Source organism: Nocardia sp. NPDC005825, assembly GCF_040630175.1.
In the GTDB taxonomy this organism is placed as follows: Bacteria; Actinomycetota; Actinomycetes; order Mycobacteriales; family Mycobacteriaceae; genus Nocardia.
Map to the genome: position 1 here is coordinate 193,154 of NZ_JBEXXC010000002.1, position 22,966 is coordinate 216,119.

Consider the following 22,966-nt stretch of genomic DNA (forward strand, 5'->3'; position numbering starts at 1 on the left):
GTCGCAGGCCCGGCCCGCGGCTCAGACGCGCGCGGATTCGAGCTCCCGCTCCGGTTGGGCGGCCACCGGACGGTTCAGGCTCTCGCCCTCCACGTCCACGTTCGGCAGGATCTTGGCCAGCCGGCCCGGCAGCCACCACGCCTTGTCGCCGAGCAGCGCCAGTACCGCCGGGACCAGCGTCATGCGGACGATGAAGGCGTCGAAGAACACCGCCGCGGCGAGCCCGAGGCCCATCATCTTGATCATCGGTTCCCCGCCGCCGATGAACCCGGCGAACACCGCGATCATGATGGCGGCCGCGGCCACCACCACCCGGCCGCTGTGCCGGAATCCGGTGACGATGGCGTCCCGGGCGCTCTCGCCGTGCGCGAAGGCCTCCCGCATCCGGGTGACGAGGAAGACCTCGTAATCCATGGCGAGCCCGAACACCACGCCGATCAGGAAGATCGGCATCATGCTCATCACCGGACCGGTCTGGTGCACGCCGATCAGATCGGCCAGCCAACCCCACTGGAAGACCGCGACGATCACACCGAATGCCGCGCCCACCGACAACAGGAAGCCCAAGGCCGCCTTGATCGGCACGGCGATCGAACGGAACACGACCATCAGCAGCAGGATCGCGAGCCCGACCACCACCGCGAGATAGGGGAGCAGGGCGTCCGACATCTTCTGCGAGACATCGATATTCATCGCGGTCGCACCCGTGACGAGCATGGTCGCGCCGGTCGCCGCCCGCAGGCCGCCGGCCTCACCGCGCAGGGCGTGCACGAGGTCCTTGGTCGCGGTGGTCGAGGGACCGGTGGCGGGGACCACCGTGATCATGGCGGCGTCACCGGCCTGATTGAACATCGCGGGCGACACCGACACGACACCCTTGGTCGCGGCGAGCGTGCTGGTCGCCCGTTCCACCGCGGCCCGTGGATCGCTGACACCCTTGACATCCAGTGCGACGGTGAGCGGCCCGTTGAAGCCGGGCCCGAAGCCCTCGGCGAGCGCATCGTAGGCGCGGCGCTGCGTCGTGGACGTCGGCTGCGATTCCTCACCCGGCATACCGAGTTCCAGGCTCGTCATCGGCAGCGCGAGGGCACCCATGCCGACCAGCCCGATCAACAGCACGGCCACCGGACGGCGGACGACGAACCGCGCCCAGCGCGTGCCCATCCCGGGCTCGTCCTCCGGCATCGACTGGGCGGGCAGACTGGTGCGATCCTGCTGCTGCTTGCGGAAAGCCTTGGGCAGCACCGCGTTCTGGAAGAAGCCCAGCAGTGCGGGCAGCAGCGTCAACGCGATGGTCACGGCGACGGCGACGGTGCCGGCGGCGGCCAATCCCATCTTGGTGAGAGCCGGAATCCCGACCACGGCCAGTCCGGCGAGCGCGATCACCACGGTGAGTCCGGCGAAAACCACCGCGGATCCGGCGGTTCCGACGGCCCGTCCCGCGGCCTCCGACGCGCTGTATCCCTCGGCGCGTTCGGTGCGGTAGCGGGACACGATGAACAGCGCGTAGTCGATGCCGACCGCGAGCCCGAGCATCATCGCCAGAGTCGTTGTCGTGGTGGACATCCCGATGGCCACGATCGCAGCGATCCCGACGCCGATCCCGACGAGCGCGGTGATCAGCGGCAAGCCCGCCGCGGCGAACGCGCCGAACGTGATCATCAGCACGACGGCCGCGATGGCGATGCCGATGGCCTCGGTCGCCCCCGCCATCTCCGGCTTCGCCTGGAGCGCGGACCCGCCGATCTCCACGGTGACCCCGGCGGCCTTCCCGGTGTCCACCGCGTCGGTCAGCGCCGTCTTCGTGGCATCGGTGAGGTTGTCACCGGTAGCGCCGTAGCTCACGGTCGCGTACGCGGTGGTGCCGCTCTTGCTGACCGCGCCCGTCTGGAACGGGTCGAGCACGCCCTTCACCTGCGCGCCGCCCGAGACATCGGCGACGATCCGCTCCACCACCGCCTTGTTGGCGTCGGAGCCGATCTGCTGCCCCTCGGGCGCGACGAACACGATCCGTGCCTGCGCCCCATCGGATTTGGTGCCCGGGAACCGTTGCTCCAGCAGGTCGAACGCCTGCTGGGACTCGGTCCCCGGAATCGAGAACGTATCCGGTGGCGCGGGCGGCGCACTGGCGGCTCCCACCACCAGCGCGGCCATCAGCCCCACCCACAGCAGCACGACCAGCCGCCGCTTCTCGAACGCGAACCGGCCGACCCGGTACAGGAATTTCGCCATGCGGCCATGCTCGTTCGACGCCTCTGTAGTCGGCATCGTCCCGGTGACGGCCGTCGGGTGTACTGCGAACGCAGTACACGGACCCGCTGACTACTCGATCCGCAGACCCCCGGCCGGGCAGATCGGCATTGCTACCGTGCCAGCCATGACATACGACTGGTCCGTCGTCCCCCGACACGGTGCTTGTCCGGGTCTATTGCCACGGCTGGCGACGTGGTGAGCGTTTCCGGGTAGTGGTAGGCCGCTTGGGGGTTTGCTCGGCCTCCGCGTATCGCTGGACGGCCCGTGAGTAGCTCGCCATTGAGTCCTCCAAGTCGTTTCGCCCGATGTCTTTCGCGTCGAGCAGCGGTAGCTGTCGAGCGGCGAACTCACGGACGGCTTGCTGGACTGCGTCAAGTACGTGCACGGCGGCTGTGTCGGTGATCTCGACGCGGCCGGCGCGAACGCGCATCCGCCCTTTCATGAGTGTGAAGTTGAGCGAGAATCCCGACGATATTCCCATCCAGTCGAATCCGCCGCGGCCCCGTTCGATCAGCGCGGACAGCTCGTCCAGCAACATCGTGACAGACAAGAAGATCATCATGGACTGGCCGCCGTCTCCGGACGAGGCACTGCCCAGATCGCCGACGACGTCCATGTCGCCGAAATCGAACCCGGTCGGCCCCGGCTCGCCGGGCTCGTCCGGGTGGCGGGAGAACTCGAAGATGATCGCGGAGGTTTCTCCGGTGGATCCGGTAACTCGATTGCGCCTCATGATGATCGCATCGCGCGCCGACATCCACGGGCCGAGATCACCTCGGCCCGTGGATGATCCGAACGCGACTCAGGCGCAGGGCTGGGTTCCGGTGGGGGCTACCTGGAGCCAGATGTCGCCGGCGTAGCCGGGGAGGACTATGCCGTCGCCGAGGAAGGGGGGTTGGGCGCCGGTGTCGTACTTGCCGGCGAGGTGGTGGTAGCCGGTGGTGGTGGGGGTCCACTTCATGGTGACCGAGGTGCCGGTGATGGTTGTGGTGGCGGTGCCGGTGCCGTTGTCGTCGAACCAGGCGTTGCGGGTGGGGGTGCCGGAGCTGAGGGATTGCAGGAGGGAGGAGCCGGAGGAGGTGGCGAGGGAGGCCGGGATGGTGGACATGGTCACGGTGAGGGTGCAGCCGACCTGAGGCGTGCCGTGGACCGTGGTGCAGGCGGTGTCGCAGGCCTGGGGGTCGGTGCTGCCGGAGCCGCTGACCTGGACGGTGGCGGAGGCCATGTCGGTGTACGGGGGGAGGCTGACGTTGCTGTTGCCGTATCCGAAACCGAGGACGTGGGTGCCGGGGGTGAGGGGCTTCCACTGGAAGGTCCAGGTGGAGGTGGTGCCCATGCAGGGTTGGCCCGCGATGCTCGACTTGCCTTTCCAGTCGGAGCGGACGGTGACGCCGTTGGAGGTGTCGGACAGGCTGCCACCGGTGCAGTCGGAGACGGGGATGACGACATTGTAGGTCTGGCCGACCTGGAAGTTGCTGCCCTGCACGGTCATTCCCGTGCCGGTGACGTCGGCGTGGGCGGCCGGTCCGGCGGCGAGCGCGGTCAGGGCGGAGGCGGTGGCGGTGATTCCGGCCGCGGCGAGGGTGCGGACTGAGGTACGCATGGTGCGGGCTTCTCGATTCGGCAACGCTGATTAGGCGGGATGATCATTTGCGAATAGCACTGTTCACCGATCGGCGGCGGGCCGCATGCCCCGGGTTTTCGGGGCCGTGATTCGGGCCCGCGACCGCGCCGCGCGGGTTATGGATCGGTCGTGGCCATGGGTCGGCTCCCGGCGTAGATTCTGATCAACGCTGCTCCGCCCGTCTTCTTCGGCGAAGGGACCCGGTGATGAGTGTGTCTGCTCGATGGCGCGCAGGTGCGGGGCTGATGGTCGCGCTGAGCCTGATCGTCGGCGGGTGCGGGTCGGATCGGGGCTCGGAGTCCGGCAGTCCGGCTCCGCCGTCGAAGGAGGTCGAGCAGATCACCGATATCGTTCGCGCGAAGCTCGGCGAGCTCGATCTCACCGCGGCGGTGTTCGGCGCCTGGCGCGACGGCAAGGAAGTGGCCGTCGGCGCGGTGGGGGACTCACCGCTCGGTGTCCCGGCGGCCAGCGATATGCAGTTGCGGGTGGGCCAGCCGATGGAGCCGATGCTGTCCACCGTGCTCTGGCGGCTGGACGAGAACGGCACGCTGAAAATGGACGAGCCGATTGCCCGATGGCTGCCGAATTTCCCACGCGCCGAACGCATTACTCCGAGAATGCTCGCCAACAGCACCTCCGGAATCTCCGACTATGTCACCGATCCGGAATTCCTGAAACGATTCGGCGACAACCCGTTTCACACCTGGAATGCTCAGGAACTGTTCGACCTGGCCAATGCCCGACCACCGCTGTTCGACCCGGGCACGAGCTTCGCCTACGCCCACAGCGATCTGGTCGTGCTCGGCGAAGTTCTGCAGAAGGCGTCGGGAAAACCTTTGGGCGAGCTGATATCCGACTACGTCCTGGCACCGCTCGACATGAAGAAGAGCAAGGTGATGCTCACCGCCCAGGTGGACGAGCCGATCCTGCACGGCTACACCGATGAGCGAAAGATCTTCGAGGACGCCACCTTCTGGAATCCGACCGCTTTCCTGCACAGCGGCAATATGAACTCCACCGTCACCGACGTCGGCCGCTGGGTTCGCGCCCTGGGCAAGGGGGAACTGCTTCCCGCAGACCGGTTTCAGCAGATGATGGCCCCCTCGACCGCCGGACTCGGCCCGCTCACCGCGCAGAAGTACTTCGCGTTCGGCGTTCCGCACCTGGGCGACTGGCTGTTCATGAACCCGTCCTACGGCGGCTACAACGGAGTCGCGTTCTACGACACCAGGACCGCCACCACCGTCGTCGTCTACGCCACCCTGGGCGCCACCGCGAACGCCGACACGAATAACGCGATCCCCATCGGCACTGCCATTGCGACCCTTCTGGTCCCGGATCGCCCGCCCCCGATTCCCTGATCGAACAGGGCAATTCCGAATAAAGGACGATCCTCCGAAGTAATCAATTGTTTTGTTTTCCGTAACAAGTAGCACCCGAGTGCGATTTGCTCTAGGACAACACCAATTCAGGAGGTCGGAATGCTATCTGCGAAGCGGCTTGCTGCCAGTGCCGTCGTCGCCACCGCGGCCGCGGGCATGGTGCTCGCCGGTGGTGGAACGGCCCAGGCCGACGATGTGCCGGTGTGGCAGGCGAATTGCCACCTGTACAACATTTTCAATACCGGCGGAATGTCCAATTGCGAGTTGCCGACCTGGCATCAGGTGAAGCTCACCTGTGTCGCCTGGCCCGTCCCCTTCACCTACTGGAAGTACGGGCCCATGCAGTACGGGCAGAACCAGTCGTGGGCCAGCTGCGACTCGTTCAACGCCTTGGTGAACGTCGAGATCGTTCAGGCCTACCCCTGATCGAACCGAAAGACCTCGGGATCGCGTCAGGCGATCCCGAGGTCTTTTCGTCGCGGTCCGGTGATCAGCGGCCGGTGCGCAGGCGGTACTCGATGGCGTAGCCGAGCTTGCCGGGCTTGGCGTCGGAGTACGGCTTGGAGATCTTGCCGAACTCGCCCTTGTCCTCGGCGCTGCCGCCGTTCCACGCCGGGAGCACATCCAGCTGCGAGGCGGTCTTGCCCTCGGCCACCACGGTGTTCGGGCCGAGCGCGACCTGCGCCTGGGTGACCGTCTTCAGCGCGGCCAGGTAGGCGGCGAAATCATTGCGGTTCCAGTCGCCGCCGACCTTGTTGTCGCGCATCCACGCGCCCCAGTAGAACTCCTCGAAGGGCAGGGTGCCCTCGTGGAAGCCGATGTCGCGGGCGAAGTACATCATGCTGCGGTACTTGTCATCGGCGAAGTTGGCCAGGCCCACCGACTTCGGGAGCTGGTGCTCCTTGATGGCGTTGCCGTTGACGTCCTTGAGCCACGTCCAGCCGTTGGCCTTCATGGCGTCCCAGAACTTGCCGTCGGGCAGGGTGCTCAGGTTGCCGAGCACGCGCAGGCGCACGTGGGTGTCCGCGCCGCCGTCCGGGGTCTCGAAGAACGAGGTCAGGGTGTGGTGGCCGTCGGTGAGGTACAGCCGGCCCTGGGGACCGATCACCACGGTCTTCATCGGCGCGATGGAGTCGGCGGTCTCGGCGCCGATCGCCACCTTGCAGGTGAACGAGGACGAATCCTTCAGCTGCGCACCCGGGTTCACGGTGGCGGCGGCGACCTGGCCGTTGGCCTCGCACCAGTCGTCGAACTTCTTGTTCACCGCGTCCTTGCCGAGCGTGTAGCGGCCCAGCTTGTAGAACACCTCGTCGTAGCCCAGTGACGGCTGGGTCGGCAGCACATCGCCGATGCGGACGTCGACCAGATCGTCGGTCTTGGCGCACAGGTAGGCCGCGCCGGGGGTGGACCGCTGGTCGTGGTCGCAGAAGGAGGGCCGCTCGCCCGGGTCCCCGGGGGCGGCGAACGCGACGGCACTGGTCAGGGCCATCAGCGCGCCCGCGAACGCGGCGACCAGGCGGCCCCGCGCGACGGTGGTGTTCGACATCGAATCCTCGAATTCATGCAGTGATACAAGCCGCATTACGGTGACCAGCGCCGATGACCGGTCCGCGATGTCCCGACGGCCAGATGCTGTTGTCTCGGCCAACAATTGGTGAACGGGCGCGGTGCGGGTGTGCGGGCGCTGAGTCCGATAACAGTGATCTGAGTCACTCATGGCCGCTACCCTGTTGTCACCCGGTTGCTCGCGCCGCGAACCAAGGGCCTTGTGGCTGCGCGAACGCCGTGGAGAGAAAGGCGTCTCGAACATGAGCAGCACACCGACCGCGGTGCCTCCGGCCGCGGAATTCCCCCCTCCGACGCTGGTCACCGGACTCTGGCAGCGCAAGCTCCCGCACTATCCGGAAACGCCCGCCCGGTCCTGGTACCTCTTCCTCGTCGTCGTGGTCTCCGTCGCGCTGTACTACCAGCTGTTCGTGTCGGGAGCCGTCGGCAACCAGCTGATCGCCGATTTCCACCTGACCTTCCGCTACTTCGTCGGGATCTTCATCATCGGCGCGGCCTTCGGCGCGGTGGCCTCGGTGGTGACCGGCGTCCTGGACCGCTGGGGCCGGGCCAATATCGTCGCCTACGGCACCGTCGTCACCTCGCTGCTGACCCTGTTCGCGCAGCCGCAGTGCACGACCAAGGAATCGTTCCTGGCCATCTACTGCGTCATCAGCATCGTCGAGGGCGCGGTGCTGGTGGCGACGCCCGCGCTGGTGCGCGACTTCTCCCCGCAGTTGGACCGCGCCTCGGCCATGGGCTTCTGGACCCTCGGGCCGGTGCTGGGCGCGCTCGTCACCACCGAGATCTCCACGCACACCCTCGACGCGCACCCGGACTGGCAGTACCACTACCGGCTCGCGGGTGTCATCTGCCTGGCGATCTCGCTCGTCGGTCTGGTCGGGCTGCGTGAGCTCAGCCCCCGGCTGCGGGATCAGATCATGGTGTCGCTGCGGGACAAGGCGCTGATCGAGGCGCGGGCGCGCGGGCTGGATGTCGGTGCGCTGGAACGCAATCAGTGGAAGCAGATGATGCACCTCGACATCGTCGGCTCGGCGCTGGCCATCTCGATCTTCCTGGCGTTCTTCTACACGATCGTGTCGTTCCTGCCGGTCTACATGGCGACCAATTTCGGGTTCACCGCCGCCCAGGCCAACGCGCTGGGCAACTGGTATTGGATCGCGAGCGCCTTCTCGCTGGTGATCACCGGCATCGTGTCGGACAAGTTGAAGGTCCGCAAACCGTTCATGGTGTTCGGCGCGATCATCAGCATCATCGGGACCTACGTGTTCCTCAGCTACACCGACCAGCCCGGCACCGACTACTACACCTTCGCGATCGTCATGAGCTTCACCGCGGTCGGCAGCGGCATCGCCTACTCGACCTGGATGGCGAGCTTCACCGAGACCGTGGAGAAGCGGAATCCGGCGGCCACGGCGGTCGGGCTCGCGGTGTGGGGCGGCGTGCTGCGCACGGTGGTGACGTTCGTGCTGCTGGGGCTGCTGCTGGTGGTGACCGCGGCGGGCACGCTGGTCAACTACGGGCCGCGGTTGCAGGCCATCAACGCCAAGTACCACGAGGAGATCGCGACCATTCAGACCGTCGGCGAGGACACGCTCACCGCCCTCGGCAAGAATCCGAACGACGTCGGAGCGCAGGTCGCCGCCCTGGTGAAGCTGACCGGGGATTCCCCGGCCGACATCAAGACCACGGTCGAGCTCAACGCCAAGTACCCCGAGGAACTGGCCACCCTGCAGGCCATCGATCAGAAGGTGCTGGTCAAACTCCTGACCGACCCCAATGACCAGGCGGCCCAGGCCACCGCGGTCGGGCAGGTCGCCCAGAAGTTCGCCATCCCGCCGGATCAGGCCGGCGCCCGGATCGCGGCGGCCGGGAAGGTGCCCGTCGATCAGCTGGCCGTGGCTTCCCAGACCGGCCCGGCCCTGACCGCCGCCAGCGCCAAACTCAAGGCCGTGAGCGCGATCCCCGCCGACGACCTGGCCTACCTGTCCGAGCACGGCAAGGAAGTCCAGCAGGCGCAGAAGGATTCACCGCAGCAGTGGAAGACCTGGTGGTGGATCTGCCTGATCGCCCAGATCTGCTTCATCCCGTTCGTGTTCATCATGGCCGGCCACTGGAGCCCCCAGAAGGCCGCGGAGGAGGCCGCCGAACACGACGCGGCCGTCCAGCGCGAGCTGGCCACCCTGCCGCAGTGAGGCCTCAGCCGGGGAGCAGCGTGGTGTCGCGCACCGCTCCCCGGTCCGCCGAGGTGGCCAGCAGCGCATAGGTTTTGAGGGCGGGGGAGACCTGCCGTTCGCGGTGTCGCGGCCGGTAGCCGCCGGTCGCCTCCAGTTCGGCGCGCCGCCTGGCCAATTCGGCGTCGGGCACGTCCATGGTGAGGGTGCGGGACGGGATGTCGATCGTGATCGAGTCGCCGTCGCGCACCAGCGCCAGCGGGCCGCCCGCCGCCGCCTCGGGGGAGATGTGGCCGATCGAGCAGCCCGAGGAGCCGCCCGAGAAGCGGCCGTCGGTGATCAGCGCGCATTCCCCGGCCAGGCCCAGGCCCTTGAGATACGACGTCGGGTACAGCATCTCCTGCATGCCCGGCCCGCCGCTGGGACCCTCGTAGCGGATGACCAGCACGTCACCGGATTTGATGCGGCGGGACAGGATCGCCTCGACGGCGTCCTCCTGCGACTCCACCACCAGGGCCGGACCGGTGAAGGTGTGCATGTGCGCGGCCACGCCCGCCGATTTCACCACCGCGCCGTCGGGGGACAGGTTGCCGCGCAACACCGCCAGTCCGCCGTCGCGGGAGAAGGCGTGCGCCACATCGTGAATGCACCCCTGGGCCGCGTCCAGGTCGAGGGAATGCCACCGCTCGGACTGGGAGAAGGCGGTGGCGGACCGCTTGCCGCCCGGCGCGGCGTGGAACAGGTCGAGCGCCGCCGCGGACGGCCGGCCCCCGCGCACATCCCAGTCGTTCAGCCACACGCCGAGTGAATCCGCGTGCACCGCACGCACATCGCGGTGCAGCAGCCCTGCCCGGTCGAGCTCGCCCAGCAGCGCGGGGATGCCGCCCGCGCGGTGCACGTCCTCCATCAGGTACTCGCCGTTGGGAGCGACCTTGCACAGGCACGGCACCTGCAACGACATCTTCTCGATATCGGTGAGCGTGTAGTCCAGACCCGCCTCGTGCGCGGCCGCCAGCAGGTGCAGGACGGTGTTGGTGGAGCCGCCCATGGCCAGATCCAGGGCCATGGCGTTGTCGAAGGCGTTGCGGGAGGCGATGTTCCGGGGCAGGACCCCGGCGTCGTCCTCGTCGTAGTAGCGGCGGGTCAGTTCCATCACCGTGCGCCCGGCATCGCGGTACAGCTCGGCGCGGGCGGTGTGGGTGGCCAGGGTGGTGCCGTTGCCGGGCAGGGCCAGGCCCAGCGCCTCGGTCAGGCAGTTCATCGAGTTGGCGGTGAACATGCCCGCGCAGGAGCCGCAGGTGGGGCAGGCGTTCTCCTCGATGAGGGCGAGGTCGGCGTCGGAGACGTCGGGGGAGACCGCGTCGGCCATGGTGGTGATGAGGTCCAGACGGCTGCGCACGGTGCCGTCGACCAGCACCGCGCTGCCGCCCTCCATGGGGCCGCCGGAGACGAACACCGTCGGGATGTTCAGCCGCAAGGCGGCCATCAGCATGCCCGGGGTGATCTTGTCGCAGTTGGAGATGCACACCAGTGCGTCGGCGCAGTGCGCGTTCACCATGTACTCGATCGAGTCCGCGATCAGGTCCCGCGACGGCAGCGAGTACAGCATTCCGCTGTGCCCCATGGCGATTCCGTCGTCGACGGCGATGGTGTTGAACTCGCGCGGGATGCCGCCCGCGGCGCGCACCGCCTCGGACACCATTCGCCCGACCGGCTGCAGGTGGGTGTGGCCGGGCACGAACTCGGTGAAGCTGTTGGCGATCGCGACCACCGGCTTGCGGCCGATATCGGCCGACGGGACTCCGCTGGCCCGCATGAGCGCGCGGGCCCCCGCCATGTTCCGACCGTGCGTGACCGTGCGTGAGCGCAACTCGGGCACGACGTCACCTCCTGCTTCGCCTCGACCATCCACAACCAAACGGTTGCAACTGAATGGTTGGAGTTTGCCACAGCCGCGAGCCCAACCGCAACCATCCGGTTGGAGATGGTTGGATGGACCCCATGGCGTGGGATACCGAGAGAACCAGACGACTGCTGCTCGAGGCGGCCGTCCACGAGTTCGCCGAACGCGGGCCCGACGGCGCCCGGGTCAATGCCATCGCGACCCGCGCCGGCATCAACAAGGAACGCATCTACCAGTACTTCGGCGACAAACGCGGCCTGTTCGAAGCGGTCCTCACCGACCAGCTGGAACAGCTCGCCGCGGCCAGCCCGCTCTCCGCCGACACCGCCGGGGACCTCGCCGAGTACGCGGGACACGTCTTCGACTTCCACCACACGCACCCGCAGTTCCTGCGGCTCATGTACTGGGAGGGCCTGCAGCCGCAGGCCGGCGAACTGCCCGCGGAGTCGGCCCGGGCCTCGCACTACGCGGACAAGGTCGCCGCGCTGGCATCCGCGCAACGGGCCGGGACGCTGCCCGACGATGTCGCACCCGGCTATCTGCTCTACGCGGTCGCGGCGCTGGCGGCCTGGTGGTTCGCCGCGCCGCAGGTGGTCCGGATGATCCTGGGCGCGGACACCGACAATCCCGAGACCCTGCGCGCCGCACTGGTCGCGCTGGTCCGCCGCCTCGAGGTCCGGGACTAGCGCGCTAGGCCGCGACCGGCGCGAGCGCGTCGGCGAGGGCGGTGAGGATCGGGGCGCAACCGGTGTCGAAGGTCAGGGCCGCGAGATCGTCGGCACGGGTGCGGCCGCGATTGAGGATGACGACCGGGCGACCGGACTTGGCGGTACGGCGGGCGAACCGCAGACCCGACATGACCGTGAGCGAGGAGCCCACGACCAGCAGGGCGTCGGCGTCGTCCACCAGCTCGAACGAGGCGGCCACGCGCGGCTTGGGCACGGATTCGCCGAAGTAGACGATGTCGGGCTTGAGGAGCCCGCCGCAGGTCAGGCAGTCGACCATGCGGAAGGACGCAGTATCGGTCACCACGGCGTCGGCGTCGGGGGCGACCTCGAGACCGTCGAGCGGGACCGATTCGGCGAAGCCGGGATTGGCGGCCTCGAGCCGGTCGGCCAGAGTCATGCGAGAGGTCAGCGCCTCGCAGGACAGACAGCGGACGCGGGCGTAGACGCCGTGCAGGTCGATCACCCGGCGATGTCCCGCCTTGGTGTGCAGCAGATCCACGTTCTGGGTGAGCAGCCCGGTCACGATGCCCGCGCGCTCCAACCGGGCCAGCGCGTGGTGCGAGGGGTTGGGCCGGGCCGCGTCCATGCGCCGCCAGCCGACGTGGTTGCGGGCCCAATACCGTTGGCGGAACACCGGATCGCCGACGAACTGCTGGTAGGTCATCGGGGTTCGCGGCGGCGCGCCGGGGCTGCGGTAGTCGGGGATGCCGCTGTCGGTGGAGATGCCCGCGCCGGTCAGCACCGCGACGCGGCGGCCGGAGACCAGCTCCAGCAGTCGCTCGAACCGCTGCGGGGAACCGGGATCGGGCATGTGGCCAGCCTACGACCCGCCCGCGCTGTGCCGCCGATCACGTCGTGTCACACCCGCGGGCCCCGCGTCGTCATCAAGGCAGGACGCCACCACAGCGGCGGCGCGAGACGAAGGAGATGGTCATCATGGCGAAGACGGTTCTGGTCACCGGCGGCACGGGCACCCTGGGCAGCCTGGTCACCCCGCTGCTGCGGCAGGCCGGGCTGGGTGTGCGGGTGCTCAGCCGCAGCGCGCACGAGGCGAAGGACGGCATCGAATTCGTGGCCGGCGACCTGGAAACCGGCGCGGGCATCGCCGAGGCGGTCGCGGGCGTGGACACCGTGTTGCACCTGGCGGGCACCACCAAGGGCGACGGCGACAAGACCCGCGTCCTGGTCGACGCCATCAATGCCGCCGGGGCGTTCCCGCACCTGGTCTACATCTCGGTGGTCGGCGCGGAGCGGGTCCCGGTGGAGAGCGCCATCGACCGGCAGGTGATGGGCTACATGGCCTCGAAGCGCGACGCCGAACTGGTGGTGGAGAACTCGGGCCTGCCGTGGACCACGCTGCGCGCCACCCAGTTCCACGACCTGCTCTTCACCATGGTGTCGGCCATGGGCAAGATGCCGGTGGTGCCCGCCTTCGATTTCCGCTTCCAGCCCATCGAAACCGGTGAGGTGGCAGCGCGACTGGTGGAACTGGTGCAGGGCGAGCCCGCCGGACTGGTCGAGGAGATCGGCGGTCCGCGCATCTACACCATGAAGGAACTCGAGCGCAGCTATCTGGCGGCCACCGGCCGTCGCCGCCCGGTGTTCACCGTGAAGGCCCCCGGCAAGGCGGCCCGGGTGTACGCGACGGGCGCGAACCTGACCCCCGAGCACGCCGTGGGGCAGCGCACCTGGGAGGACTTCCTGGCCGCCAAGCTGGCGACCGCGTGAGGGACGCGAAATCCGGTGTCAGCGTGGTCCGTTGGTGTTGAGATACACCACCGGACCGTCGCCGAACCGGCCGTGCGCGTTCATGTCCAGCAGTGCGGCCATCGCCTTGGCGGTGTAGACCGGATCCAGGGTCATGTGCTCGCGATCGGCCGAGAGCGCCTGCGCGGTAGCGGCTTCCGGCATCGGATAGCCGTAGCCCGGGCCCAGATACTCGGTGATGATATCCAGATTGCCCGCGGGGGAGATGTTCTCGGGGATCCGTGCGCCACGTGCGCGCAGCAGCTTCGCGCAGCGCCCGGCCAGCCCGGTCAGCGTCGGCTCGTCCAGCCGCAGGGTGTCGTTGACGACCACGCCCACCGCGTGGGTCCGCAGCCCCGCCATTCGCAGCCCCAGCGACAGCCCCGCCGCCGTCCCGCCCGAGCCGACCGGGATCACGATGTGACTCGGTTCCGGCAGTTCCCCGGCCCGGACCTGTTCGGCCAATTCCAGTGCCGCCTCGACGTATCCGAGCGCGCCCACCGCCGAGGACCCGCCCGCGGGCAGGAAGTACGGCGGCCGGAACCCGGTGAAATGGCGTGCCAGCAGGTACGGAGCGCTCAGGATGGTCCGGGCCTTGGTGTGGGTGAAGTGCAGCTCCGCGCCCGAGTCCCGCAGCCGCTTCAGCTGGGCGCGCACATGGTCGTCCTCGGGCTGATCGATCAGTGCCAGAACGGTTTTCAGCCCGTGCTCGCGTCCGTAGAGCGCGGTGACCAGCCCCCAGTTGGTGCCCAGTCCGCCCACGGTGACGATGGTGGTGCGGCGCTGCCGCAGCGCGTCGGGCAGCAGCCATTCCAGCTTGCGCACCTTGTTGCCGCCCCAGCCGCCGTCGCCGAACACGCTGTCGTCCTTGAGCCAGATCTCCGCGCCGCCGGAACAGGCGGTGTCGAGGGCGTCGAGCCGGCGCACCGGGGTCGGGGCCCTGCCGAGTCTCAAGTGCGGCAGGGTCGCCTCGAGTTCGGGATGGAGGCGGTACAGGTGCGGCATCACCACTCCAACTTAACGATTGTCCAGTTACTCGACGAGTGTGGCGGGTAGCACAGGGACCGCGCATCCCTGCTGCTAACTTCTGAAAAGCTATTAGATACGGCAAGGAGAATTCATGCCTGGTGTAACCGATCGCGTCATCATTGTCACCGGAGCCGGTGGCGGTCTGGGTCGCGAGTACGCACTGCTGCTCGCTCGCGAGGGCGCTCAGGTCGTGGTCAACGACCTCGGCGGCGCGCGCGACGGCTCGGGATCCGGGCACAATATGGCCGACGCCGTGGTCGAGGAGATCCGCGCGGCCGGCGGCACCGCGGTCGCCAACTACGACAGCGTCGCCACCGAAGAGGGCGCGAAGGCGCTGGTGCAGACCGCGATCGACAGCTTCGGCGCGGTGCACGGCATCGTGAACAACGCGGGCATCCTGCGCGACATGAGCTTCGTGAAGATGACCCCCGAGGCCTTCGAAGCCGTGCAGCGTGTGCACCTGTTCGGGTCCTTCTACGTCACCCACGCCGCCTGGCCGCACTTCCGTGAGCAGGGCTTCGGGCGTGTCGTCATGGCCACCTCCACCTCGGGCCTGTACGGCAACTTCGGTCAGGCCAACTACGGCGCCGCCAAGATGGGCCTGGTCGGCATGATGAACACCCTCGCCATCGAGGGCCGCAAGTACGACATCACCGTCAATGCCGTGGCGCCCATGGCCGCCACCCGCATGACCGCCGACATCGCCTCGGAGGCCATGCTCGAGAAGCTGCCGCCCGCGCAGGTCGCCCCGATCGTGGCGCACCTGATGGGCGAGGACTGCACCGACTCGGGCATGGTGCTGGTGGTCGGCGGCGGCTCGGTGCAACGCGCCCAGTTGTTCGCGAACAAGCCCGTGTTCTTCAGTGAGGTCCCGAGCGTGGATCAGGTGCGGGAGAATTGGAGCCGTATTACTGATATGTCCGACGCTCAGCCCGGGGTGAACCCAGCGGGCTGAGCCTGCTCTGAGGAGCCTCGCCATGAGCGAGAACGCGTGGGACGCACTGGTTGTCGGAGCCGGAGCGGGCGGGCTGTGCGCGGCCGCCCGGCTCTCGCACCGGGGCTATCGGACCCTGGTGGCCGAACGTCTCGACCGAGTCGGCGGGCGGGCTTCCACCGCCGAGCTCGACGGATTCACCATCAATACCGGCGCTGTCGTCATCGAACTGGGCGGCATCACCGAACAGACCTTCGAGGAGGTCGGGGCGAAATTCGAAGTGCGCCCGGCGGATCCGCCGATCCTCTACCGGATCAACGGCCGTGACGTGGACATCGCCACCGGCGGCTGGGGACTGCTCATCTCCCAGCTCACCCGCCACGGCGCCCAGCTGCTCGGCGGGTCCGCCCGCGCGGAGGGGGAGTTGCCGGACCGGGAGCTGTCCACCGCCGACTGGGTGCGCCGCTACACCAAAAACGATGCGGTGCAAGGCATCTTCCGCAATATGTGCGGTTCCATCTTCGCGGTCGGCTCCGAGGAGCTGCCCGCGCGGGTGTTCCTCACCTACTTCACGCGGAAGGCGGCGTTCAAGAAGTTCGGTTTCTGCCCCGAGGGCACCATCGGCATCTGGAAGGCCCTCGCCGAGGTGGTGGAGCGCAACGGGGGACAGGTCCGGCTCGGCAGCGAGGTGCGGCAACTACACGTCGAGGGCGATCGGATCACCGGGGCGCGGATCAGCCACGACGGCGAAATCTCCGACATCACGTGCGCCTTCGCGGTCAGTGACATCGGGCCGTCGGCCACCATGGATCTGGTCGGCCCGGAGCACTTTCCGTCGGACTACGTGGGCCGCGTGCTCCAGCGCGACCTGCCCTGCGCCATGATCTCGGTCAACTTCGCCAGCCGCGAACCGCTGGTCGACGCGCCCGGGCTGCTCAGCTTCGCCCGCACCCGGCGGCTGTGCTACGTCGCCAACTTCACCGCCACCTGCCCGGAGATGGCGCCCGAGGGCTGGCATCTCTACGTCGGCGCCGGCGTGCCCAAACCCTCGGTCGGCACCTTCGACGCCGAGGCCGAGACCGCGCTGGTGCTCCAGGACCTGCGCGAGGAGATCCCGGGCTTCGAGCGGGCCCGCATCCTGTCCATCGCCGTCACCCGCGACGACTGGCCACCTCAGCGGGCCGTCGCCGGCTACGACCTGCCCCACGACACCCCGATCGCCAATCTCTGGAATGTCGGCGACGCGGTCAAGGAGTACGCCAACGGCGGCATCACCGCCTGTATGGAGACGGCGAAGATCGTCGTCGAGGAGATAGCGGACAGCGGGATCGGTCGTTCCGGAACTTGACGGATCAGTCCGGCGCTGAAGTCTCGGGGAGGCGGGACCGCATGCCGGGCAGTCGATCCACCATGGCCACAACGTAATCCGCGACGATGCCGATGAGCACCGGTCGCTCGACCTTCAGGCCGCCGTCCAGCCACACCAGGATCAGCTCGGCCGCGCCGCCGGTGATGAGCTGGGCCAGGGCGGTCAGCGCGGTGTCGTCGCCTTCGGGGATGTCGAGCAGGACGCGGGTCTGCTCGATGAGCAGCTCGGCCACCCGCCGCATGCCCTCAAAGCGGCGGCGCATGAGCAGTTCGGACCCGTAGGCCTGGGCGAAGGCGATATTGGCGCGGCGCGGATCGTCGGTGACGCCGATGATCAGCGCCGCCACCCCCGCGCGCAGTTTGGCCTCCGGGTCGCCGGGGGTGTCGGTCATGGCGGTGCGGGCCTGTTCCAGGGCTTCGGCCTGCACCTCGTCGAGCAGGGCGGTGGCCAGCGCGTCCAGGTCGGTGAACGATTCGTAGAAGAATCGCGGCCCCACCTTCGCCTGTTCGCACACCCCGCGCACCGTGAGTGCGGCCAGCCCCTGCGTGCCGACGATGTCGAGGGCCGCGTCCAGCAGCCGTCGCCGGCGCTGCTCGCGCCGCTCGTCGGTGGTGGTGCCGCGATAGGTCCCGTTGGCAGCTCGCGTCACCCTGTCAGCTTGGCACAGAAATCGGGAAACGACCGTTTACGGAAACTAGCGTTTCCGCTACCGTGGAGGCATGGCTGTACGAAAAGCCGTGGTGAATCATCGAATTCAATGCCGGGCCGCCGGAGTGCTGCAGCGGTACCCCACCCTGCCGCGACCGCTGGCCGCGCCGCCGCCCGGCAGCGGGCTGAAACCGGTGATGGGCGATTACGGCCCGCCCGGCATCGGCTACGTGGTGAGCACCCTCGCCGATCCGCTGACCTTCAGCCGGGAGCGCATGCGCCGCTACGGCCCGGTCCAGTGGATGGGCGTGTTCGGCCGGCAGGTGGTCGGCATCGGCAGCCCCGCGGCCACCGAGGAGGTGCTGCTCGACCGCAAGCATGTGCTGTCCGCGCAACGCGGCTGGGAGTTCCTGATCGGCCCGTTCTTCCGCGGCGGAATCCTGTTGCGCGACTTCGACGATCACAGCTACCACCGGCGGATCCTGCAGCAGGCGTTCACCCGGCCCCGGCTGATCGGCTACCTGGAGCTGACCACGCCGCGCATCGTGCGTGGCGTCGACTCCTGGCTGCCCGCCCCCGACTTCCCGCTCTACGACCACGTCAAGCGGATGCTGCTGGAACAGGCCACCGTGGTGTTCGCGGGCGCGGAACTCGGCCCCGAGGCCACCGCCCTCTCCCACGCCTTCGAGGACGCGGTGCACGGCGGCAAGGCCATCGTCCGTACGAATATGCCCGGCGGCGTGTGGAATCGCGGCCTGCGCGGCCGCCGGCTGCTCGAGGACTACTTCCGCCGCGAGCTGCCCGCCAAGCGCGCCGGTGACGGCCAGGACCTGTTCAGCGTGCTCTGCCACGCCGAGACCGAGGACGGCGAGTCCTTCACCGACGCCGACATCGTCGACCACATGATCTTCGTGATGATGGCCGCCCACGACACCAGCACCCTGGCCATCTCGATGCTGGCCTACGAGCTGGGCCGTCACCCGGAGTGGCAGGAGCGGCTGCGCGCGGAGTCGACGGCGCTGGGCAAGGAGACCCTCGACTACGCCGACCTGGACCGGCTGCCCGCCCTGGAGATGGCCTTCCGCGAGACGCTGCGCATGTACGCCCCGGTCGGGCAGATGGTGCGAGAAGCCCTGGAGGACACCGAGATCGCGGGCTACTTCATCCCCAAGGGCGCGCTGCTCATGGTCGGCCCCTACTCCATGATGCGCAATGCGGAGTATTGGCACGATCCGGACATCTTCGATCCCGAGCGCTTCGATCCCGCGCGCGCCGAGGACAAGTCGCACCGCTTCGCCTGGCCGCCCTTCGGCGGCGGTGCGCACAAGTGCATCGGCCGGTACTTCGGCGGCATGACGGTCAAGGCGACCATGCACCGGATGCTGCTCGGGTACCGCTGGAGCGTGCCGGACGGCTACGAGGTGCCCCTGATCGCCGGAACCGGACCGACACCCGCGGACGGGCTGCCGATCCACCTGCGTCGCCGCTGAGGCCATCCCCGGGCCGCCCCCGGCACACCGCCGCGCGACTCACCGCACGTCGCGCGGAATCCCGAGTTCGATATCCAGATAACGCAATTCCGGATCGCGGCGGCGACCGTTGCGGAACGCCCGGAACACCAGATCCTGCGGATGCCCGACGGTGAACACCTCGGTGAAGGTCTTCACCGTCCGTCGGGGAGCGCCGCACAGGCTCGGATTGAATCCGGCCTTGGCCAGCGGCCCCTCCCAGATGAGCGCCGCCCCGCCGGGCACGCTGTGCGGGGCGAAGCTCCAGCCCAGCTCGCGCATGCGCCGGTCGAACTCGCTCGCGCCGAGTCCGGCCACGTCCCAGCCGCTGGCCTCGTTGAAAAGCTGCCTGCCGTGCAGGAATTGGACGAAGCACGGGTCCGGGCCGGGGTGCGGGGTGCTGAGGTTGATGACGCCGTCCCAGGGCAGGGTGGTCAGCGCCCAGGCCAGCCGCTCCTCGAAATCGTCCCAGTCCGTGCACACCACGGGCTTGCCGCGTTCGCTGGGCCGGTCGGCGGGCAGGCCGTAGCTGCCGGTGCCGGGCGCGTCCATGCTCCAGGTGGCGAACCGCAGCCGGCCGCCGTCCATCCCGAGCCCGTCGCGCAGCACGGTGACCACGGATTCGGCGACGCCGCGGCGGTGGTCGACCGATTCCCCGCGCTGCCAGCCGGTGCTCCACTCCCGCGCCAGGCGGGGCTGCTGGTGCACACGCTGCATGGCCCGCCACTGCGGATCCGGTGCGGTGGCATCGGATTCGGACGGCAGCGGGACCGGATCCCAGGTGCCGTCGGACTGCTCGCCGATCACGCGGAGCAACCGATCGGCCTCGTCGGCGTTCTCCGGGACCGCGACCAGCACCTCGATCTCGGTGCCCTGTTGCGCGAAATGCGCTCGGCGGCCGGTGAGTTCGTCACGGACCTGAATGAAACGGGGATTCCAGCCGAGTCCCGATTCGTCCGCGTCCTCGTCCTCCTCGAGAAAAAACGGCATCCACTGAATCAGCACATCCCATCCCTGCGAACCCACCTTGCCTCCCTCCGGGGTTCTCGCCAACCTACCCGCCGGTCACCGTCCGTGCCCGCCGGTGGGTACCGGTCGGGCTCGGGCTGTGGTAGAACCTGTTCTAGTTTTTCACCTGAAGGGCCACGAATGAACTGGTATACCGGCAATACCGTCTACGACACCGTGCTGACGATCGCGTTCGGTTTCGCTGCCTTCGTCCTGATCGGGGGCCTGTTCCAGCAGAGCCCGTACGGTCGGTTCGCCACCGCCAAGCTCGGACTGAACCTGAACCCGAAACTCGGCTGGTGGTTGATGGAGATTCCGGCCACCGTGGTCTTCGCGGTCGCGTACCTGAGCGGGCCGCACCGTTTCGAGCCGACTTCCCTGGTGCTGGCGGCCATCTGGATTCTCCACTACGCCAACCGCGGGTGGTTCTTCCCCCTGTCCATTCGCCAAGTGCCCGGCAAGACCAGCAGTTTCAACATCTCGGTGCTGGGCATGGGCATGTTCGTCACCGCCATGCACGGCTACCTCAATGGCGCGCTGTTCAGCCACGACTACCTCGGTCAGTACGGCACCGGCTGGTTGACCGACCCGCGATTCATCATCGGAACGATCATCTACCTCTGCGGTTTCGCGCTGCTCACCAGTTCCGAATGGATCGTGCGGAATCTTCGCGATAAGAACAATCCGGGCGCAACGGAATACAAGATTCCGTTCGGTCTGGGCTTCCGATTCGTCACCAGCCCCACGTATCTCGGCGAGCTCATCGCCTGGGCCGGGTTCGCCATCCTCACCTGGGCGCTGCCGGGCGTGGTCATCTTCCTGATCACCTTCGGCAATCTGGTGCCGCGCGCCTTCGCCACCCACACCTGGTACCGCGAGAAGTTCTCCGACTACCCGGCCGAGCGAAAGGCCCTGGTGCCGTTCGTGATCTAGCGGCCGTGCGGCGCGGGTCTCACCGACCGTGCCGCAGCGCCTTGTCGCGGTACATGGCGGTGTCGACGGCGTGCATGAGCTCGTCGACGGCGGTGGAGTCGGTGTCCACCAGCGCGGTCCCGATACTCGCGCCCACCCGCACCGACAAGCCCGCCACATCGAAGGGGTCGCGCAGCGCGGCCAGCAGGTCCTCGGACACCGAGTCCAATTCCTCCGGGCCCGAGCAGCTTTCGACCAGCACGATGAACTCGTCGCCGCCCAGCCGGGCCGCCACCCCGTGCGGCGGCGCGGCCTGGCGCAGCCGCTGGGCCACCTCGCAGAGCACCTGATCGCCCGCGGTGTGGCCGCGGCGGTCGTTGACCTCCTTGAAGCCGTCCAGGTCCAGGTAGCAGACGCCCACCTGGCCGGTGGCGGCCGCGAGCCGGTCGAAGAACAGCAGCCGGTTCGGCAGGCCGGTCAGCGAGTCGTGGTGGGCGTCGTACCAGAGCCGGTCGGCCAGTTCCTTGCGGTCGGTGACGTCCACGGTCACCCCGACCAGGAAGCGCGGCTTGCCGTCGCTGTCGCGGACCACCGTCATGGACAGATCGATGATGGTGTTCGAACCGTCGGGCTTGGTGTGCTCGGTCTCGAACCGGAAGCGGTCGATCTCGCCGGACAGTAAACGCTCGAAGAGACCGAACGCCTCGCCGATATTGATCGGGCCCAGTATCTCGGCCACCGAGCGGCCCGGCATCTGCCCGGCCGGGACGCCCAGGGTCTCGGCCATGGCGTTGTTGACGTCGACCACCTGGCCGGTGGTGATGTCGACCGTGCCGATGCCCACCGACGCGCCCTCGAAGATGGCCTGGAAGCGGGCCTCGGACAGCTGTCTGCGGGCGTCGGCCTCGCGCGCGGCGGTCAGCGCCGCGGTGAGGGTCTTCTCCTGTTCCGACAACGCCACACTGCGCAGTCCGGCGGTGAACTCGGCCGCGAACTCGGCGGCCAGCTCGATCGCGCGATCGCGCACCGGCCAGTAGTCCGCGCAGCCGGGATCGGGGCAGGCGTCGGTGACCAGGTCCTTGCACAGCACCAGGACCGACCGGTGCACGGTCAGCGGATCCCGGTAGTTGGCGCCCACCAGGGCGCGGGCGGCATCCCGGGCCACCGACATGTCCTCGGTACCGCGCACGGCCGCGATCAACCGGTCGCCGAAACCGTCGAGCAACTGCTCGACCTGCGACCGGGTGATCGTCGGCGCCACCGCGCCCTCGAGAGCGTCGGCCCATCGGACCGCCAGCTCGTGTGCTCCCACCGCCTACCCCCTGCCCCTGCCTCGTGCCCCTGCTCAGGCCTTGCGGCCCACACCCGCCAGACCGAGCGATCGGCCGGGAGCCTCGTGCTGGTCACGGTCGGATTCCGGCCGCCACAACGGCAATTCCACCACACCGGGCTCGATCGGCTCCCACTTGCCGAACAGGGCCGCGATTTGCTCACGGGTCCGGAATTGCAGGCCGATCCTGCTGACGTCGCGCGAGTTCTCCACCAGTTTGGCGGCGTCGTCGGGGCGAGTGGCCGAGGTGAGGTGCGACAGGGCCAGGTAACTACCGGTCGGCACCGCGTCGTAGAGGGCGTCGACCTTGTCGACGGGGGCGTAGTCGTCGCTCATCAGGTGCAGGACCGCGATGAGGAGGACACCGACCGGTTGGTCGAAATCGATGATGCCGGTCCCGCGAGCCTGGGTGAGCAGTGCTTCGGGCTCGCGCAGATCGGCCTCGATCGCGGCGGTCCGGTCATTGCCCTTCAGGATGGCGCGCGCGTGCGCCACGGCCACGGGGTCGATATCGGCGTAGAGCACCCGGCACTCCGGGTCGATCGCCTGCGCCACCTCGTGCACATTGCCCGCGGTCGGGATGCCCGACCCGATGTCGAGGAACTGCCGCACGCCCTGGTCCACCAGGAACCGAACCGCGCGGCGCAGGAACGCCCGATTGCTCAAGGCCAGTCGCGGCAGGTCCGGGACCAGCGCTTTACCCGCCTCCGCGGCCTGCCGATCGACCTCGAAGTTGTGCGAGCCGCCCAGCAGCGCGTCGTACATGCGCGCCGGGCTGGGCCGCGTCATGTCCACGCCTTCGGGTGCCCACTCCGGTCTGTCCATCCCCAAACCCTCCTAGCCGCAACGGTC

20 protein-coding genes are annotated in these 22,966 nt (G+C 68.5%); 9 read left to right on the forward strand and 11 right to left on the reverse strand.

The annotated features are described in order from the left end of the window. Window positions 1–21: 21 nt before the first annotated feature. The 3 genes from ABZ382_RS05535 to ABZ382_RS05545 form a co-directional block, all read right to left on the reverse strand. Window positions 22–2,232, reverse strand: a complete 2,211-nt coding sequence (locus ABZ382_RS05535) for an MMPL family transporter (RefSeq protein WP_357084543.1) — start codon at window positions 2,230–2,232, stop codon at window positions 22–24. 193 nt (window positions 2,233–2,425) lie between these two features. Next, on the reverse strand, window positions 2,426–3,010 hold the full coding sequence (locus ABZ382_RS05540; RefSeq protein ID WP_357084546.1) for a hypothetical protein: 585 nt from the start codon (window positions 3,008–3,010) through the stop codon (window positions 2,426–2,428). Between the two features lie 45 nt (window positions 3,011–3,055). Further along, window positions 3,056–3,856 carry a hypothetical protein gene (locus ABZ382_RS05545; protein ID WP_357084549.1) on the reverse strand — a complete coding sequence of 267 codons (801 nt, stop codon included), beginning with the start codon at window positions 3,854–3,856 and terminating at the stop codon, window positions 3,056–3,058. Window positions 3,857–4,083: 227 nt separating this feature from the next. On the opposite strand from ABZ382_RS05545, the gene ABZ382_RS05550 reads away from it, so the two are divergent. Together ABZ382_RS05550 and ABZ382_RS05555 are read left to right on the forward strand one after the other, a co-directional pair. Further along, window positions 4,084–5,238 carry a serine hydrolase domain-containing protein gene (locus tag ABZ382_RS05550; RefSeq protein ID WP_357084552.1) on the forward strand — a complete coding sequence of 385 codons (1,155 nt, stop codon included), beginning with the start codon at window positions 4,084–4,086 and terminating at the stop codon, window positions 5,236–5,238. Between the two features lie 120 nt (window positions 5,239–5,358). After that, window positions 5,359–5,685, forward strand: a complete 327-nt coding sequence (locus ABZ382_RS05555; RefSeq protein ID WP_357084555.1) for a hypothetical protein — start codon at window positions 5,359–5,361, stop codon at window positions 5,683–5,685. A gap of 64 nt (window positions 5,686–5,749) precedes the next feature. Here the strand turns inward: ABZ382_RS05555 and ABZ382_RS05560 are convergent, their stop codons facing one another. After that, complete coding sequence (locus ABZ382_RS05560) at window positions 5,750–6,805, reverse strand: ParB/Srx family N-terminal domain-containing protein (protein WP_357084558.1); 1,056 nt, start codon at window positions 6,803–6,805, stop codon at window positions 5,750–5,752. Between the two features lie 262 nt (window positions 6,806–7,067). Between ABZ382_RS05560 and ABZ382_RS05565 the strand changes: the two genes are divergently transcribed. Continuing rightward, window positions 7,068–9,020: an MFS transporter gene (locus ABZ382_RS05565; protein ID WP_357084561.1), complete on the forward strand. Its 1,953-nt coding sequence runs from the start codon at window positions 7,068–7,070 to the stop codon at window positions 9,018–9,020. A gap of 4 nt (window positions 9,021–9,024) precedes the next feature. Here the strand turns inward: ABZ382_RS05565 and ilvD are convergent, their stop codons facing one another. Further along, complete coding sequence (gene ilvD / locus ABZ382_RS05570; protein WP_357084564.1) at window positions 9,025–10,878, reverse strand: dihydroxy-acid dehydratase; 1,854 nt, start codon at window positions 10,876–10,878, stop codon at window positions 9,025–9,027. Between the two features lie 122 nt (window positions 10,879–11,000). On the opposite strand from ilvD, the gene ABZ382_RS05575 reads away from it, so the two are divergent. Next, the gene (locus tag ABZ382_RS05575) at window positions 11,001–11,588 is read left to right on the forward strand and encodes a TetR family transcriptional regulator (RefSeq protein WP_357084567.1); all 588 of its coding nucleotides are present in this window, start codon (window positions 11,001–11,003) and stop codon (window positions 11,586–11,588) included. 4 nt (window positions 11,589–11,592) lie between these two features. Here ABZ382_RS05575 and ABZ382_RS05580 read toward each other — a convergent pair whose 3' ends face one another. Beyond that, window positions 11,593–12,441: an NAD-dependent protein deacetylase gene (locus ABZ382_RS05580; protein WP_357084570.1), complete on the reverse strand. Its 849-nt coding sequence runs from the start codon at window positions 12,439–12,441 to the stop codon at window positions 11,593–11,595. Window positions 12,442–12,566: 125 nt separating this feature from the next. On the opposite strand from ABZ382_RS05580, the gene ABZ382_RS05585 reads away from it, so the two are divergent. Continuing rightward, window positions 12,567–13,358 carry an SDR family oxidoreductase gene (locus ABZ382_RS05585; protein WP_357084573.1) on the forward strand — a complete coding sequence of 264 codons (792 nt, stop codon included), beginning with the start codon at window positions 12,567–12,569 and terminating at the stop codon, window positions 13,356–13,358. 18 nt (window positions 13,359–13,376) lie between these two features. On the opposite strand, the gene ABZ382_RS05590 is transcribed toward ABZ382_RS05585, so the two are convergent. Next, a complete protein-coding gene (locus ABZ382_RS05590) occupies window positions 13,377–14,381 on the reverse strand; it encodes a pyridoxal-phosphate dependent enzyme (RefSeq protein ID WP_357084576.1) in 1,005 nt (334 codons plus the stop codon). A 115-nt stretch (window positions 14,382–14,496) separates the two neighbouring features. Between ABZ382_RS05590 and ABZ382_RS05595 the strand changes: the two genes are divergently transcribed. Continuing rightward, window positions 14,497–15,360: an SDR family oxidoreductase gene (locus ABZ382_RS05595; RefSeq protein WP_357084579.1), complete on the forward strand. Its 864-nt coding sequence runs from the start codon at window positions 14,497–14,499 to the stop codon at window positions 15,358–15,360. 22 nt (window positions 15,361–15,382) lie between these two features. Further along, window positions 15,383–16,687: an FAD-dependent oxidoreductase gene (locus ABZ382_RS05600; protein ID WP_357084582.1), complete on the forward strand. Its 1,305-nt coding sequence runs from the start codon at window positions 15,383–15,385 to the stop codon at window positions 16,685–16,687. 4 nt (window positions 16,688–16,691) lie between these two features. On the opposite strand, the gene ABZ382_RS05605 is transcribed toward ABZ382_RS05600, so the two are convergent. Further along, entirely contained in the window at window positions 16,692–17,357 is a 666-nt protein-coding gene (locus ABZ382_RS05605; protein WP_357084585.1) for a TetR/AcrR family transcriptional regulator, read from the reverse strand. Window positions 17,358–17,427: 70 nt separating this feature from the next. Between ABZ382_RS05605 and ABZ382_RS05610 the strand changes: the two genes are divergently transcribed. After that, entirely contained in the window at window positions 17,428–18,846 is a 1,419-nt protein-coding gene (locus tag ABZ382_RS05610; protein WP_357084588.1) for a cytochrome P450, read from the forward strand. 39 nt (window positions 18,847–18,885) lie between these two features. Here ABZ382_RS05610 and ABZ382_RS05615 read toward each other — a convergent pair whose 3' ends face one another. After that, on the reverse strand, window positions 18,886–19,854 hold the full coding sequence (locus tag ABZ382_RS05615; protein ID WP_357084591.1) for a hypothetical protein: 969 nt from the start codon (window positions 19,852–19,854) through the stop codon (window positions 18,886–18,888). A 159-nt stretch (window positions 19,855–20,013) separates the two neighbouring features. On the opposite strand from ABZ382_RS05615, the gene ABZ382_RS05620 reads away from it, so the two are divergent. Then, window positions 20,014–20,805 carry a 3-oxo-5-alpha-steroid 4-dehydrogenase gene (locus tag ABZ382_RS05620; protein ID WP_357084594.1) on the forward strand — a complete coding sequence of 264 codons (792 nt, stop codon included), beginning with the start codon at window positions 20,014–20,016 and terminating at the stop codon, window positions 20,803–20,805. Between the two features lie 19 nt (window positions 20,806–20,824). Here ABZ382_RS05620 and ABZ382_RS05625 read toward each other — a convergent pair whose 3' ends face one another. Both ABZ382_RS05625 and ABZ382_RS05630 read right to left on the reverse strand, forming a co-directional pair. Next, window positions 20,825–22,096: a sensor domain-containing diguanylate cyclase gene (locus ABZ382_RS05625; protein ID WP_357084597.1), complete on the reverse strand. Its 1,272-nt coding sequence runs from the start codon at window positions 22,094–22,096 to the stop codon at window positions 20,825–20,827. Window positions 22,097–22,129: 33 nt separating this feature from the next. Next, window positions 22,130–22,939, reverse strand: coding sequence for an SAM-dependent methyltransferase (locus ABZ382_RS05630; protein ID WP_357084600.1), 810 nt, complete (start codon window positions 22,937–22,939; stop codon window positions 22,130–22,132). Window positions 22,940–22,966: the final 27 nt, after the last annotated feature.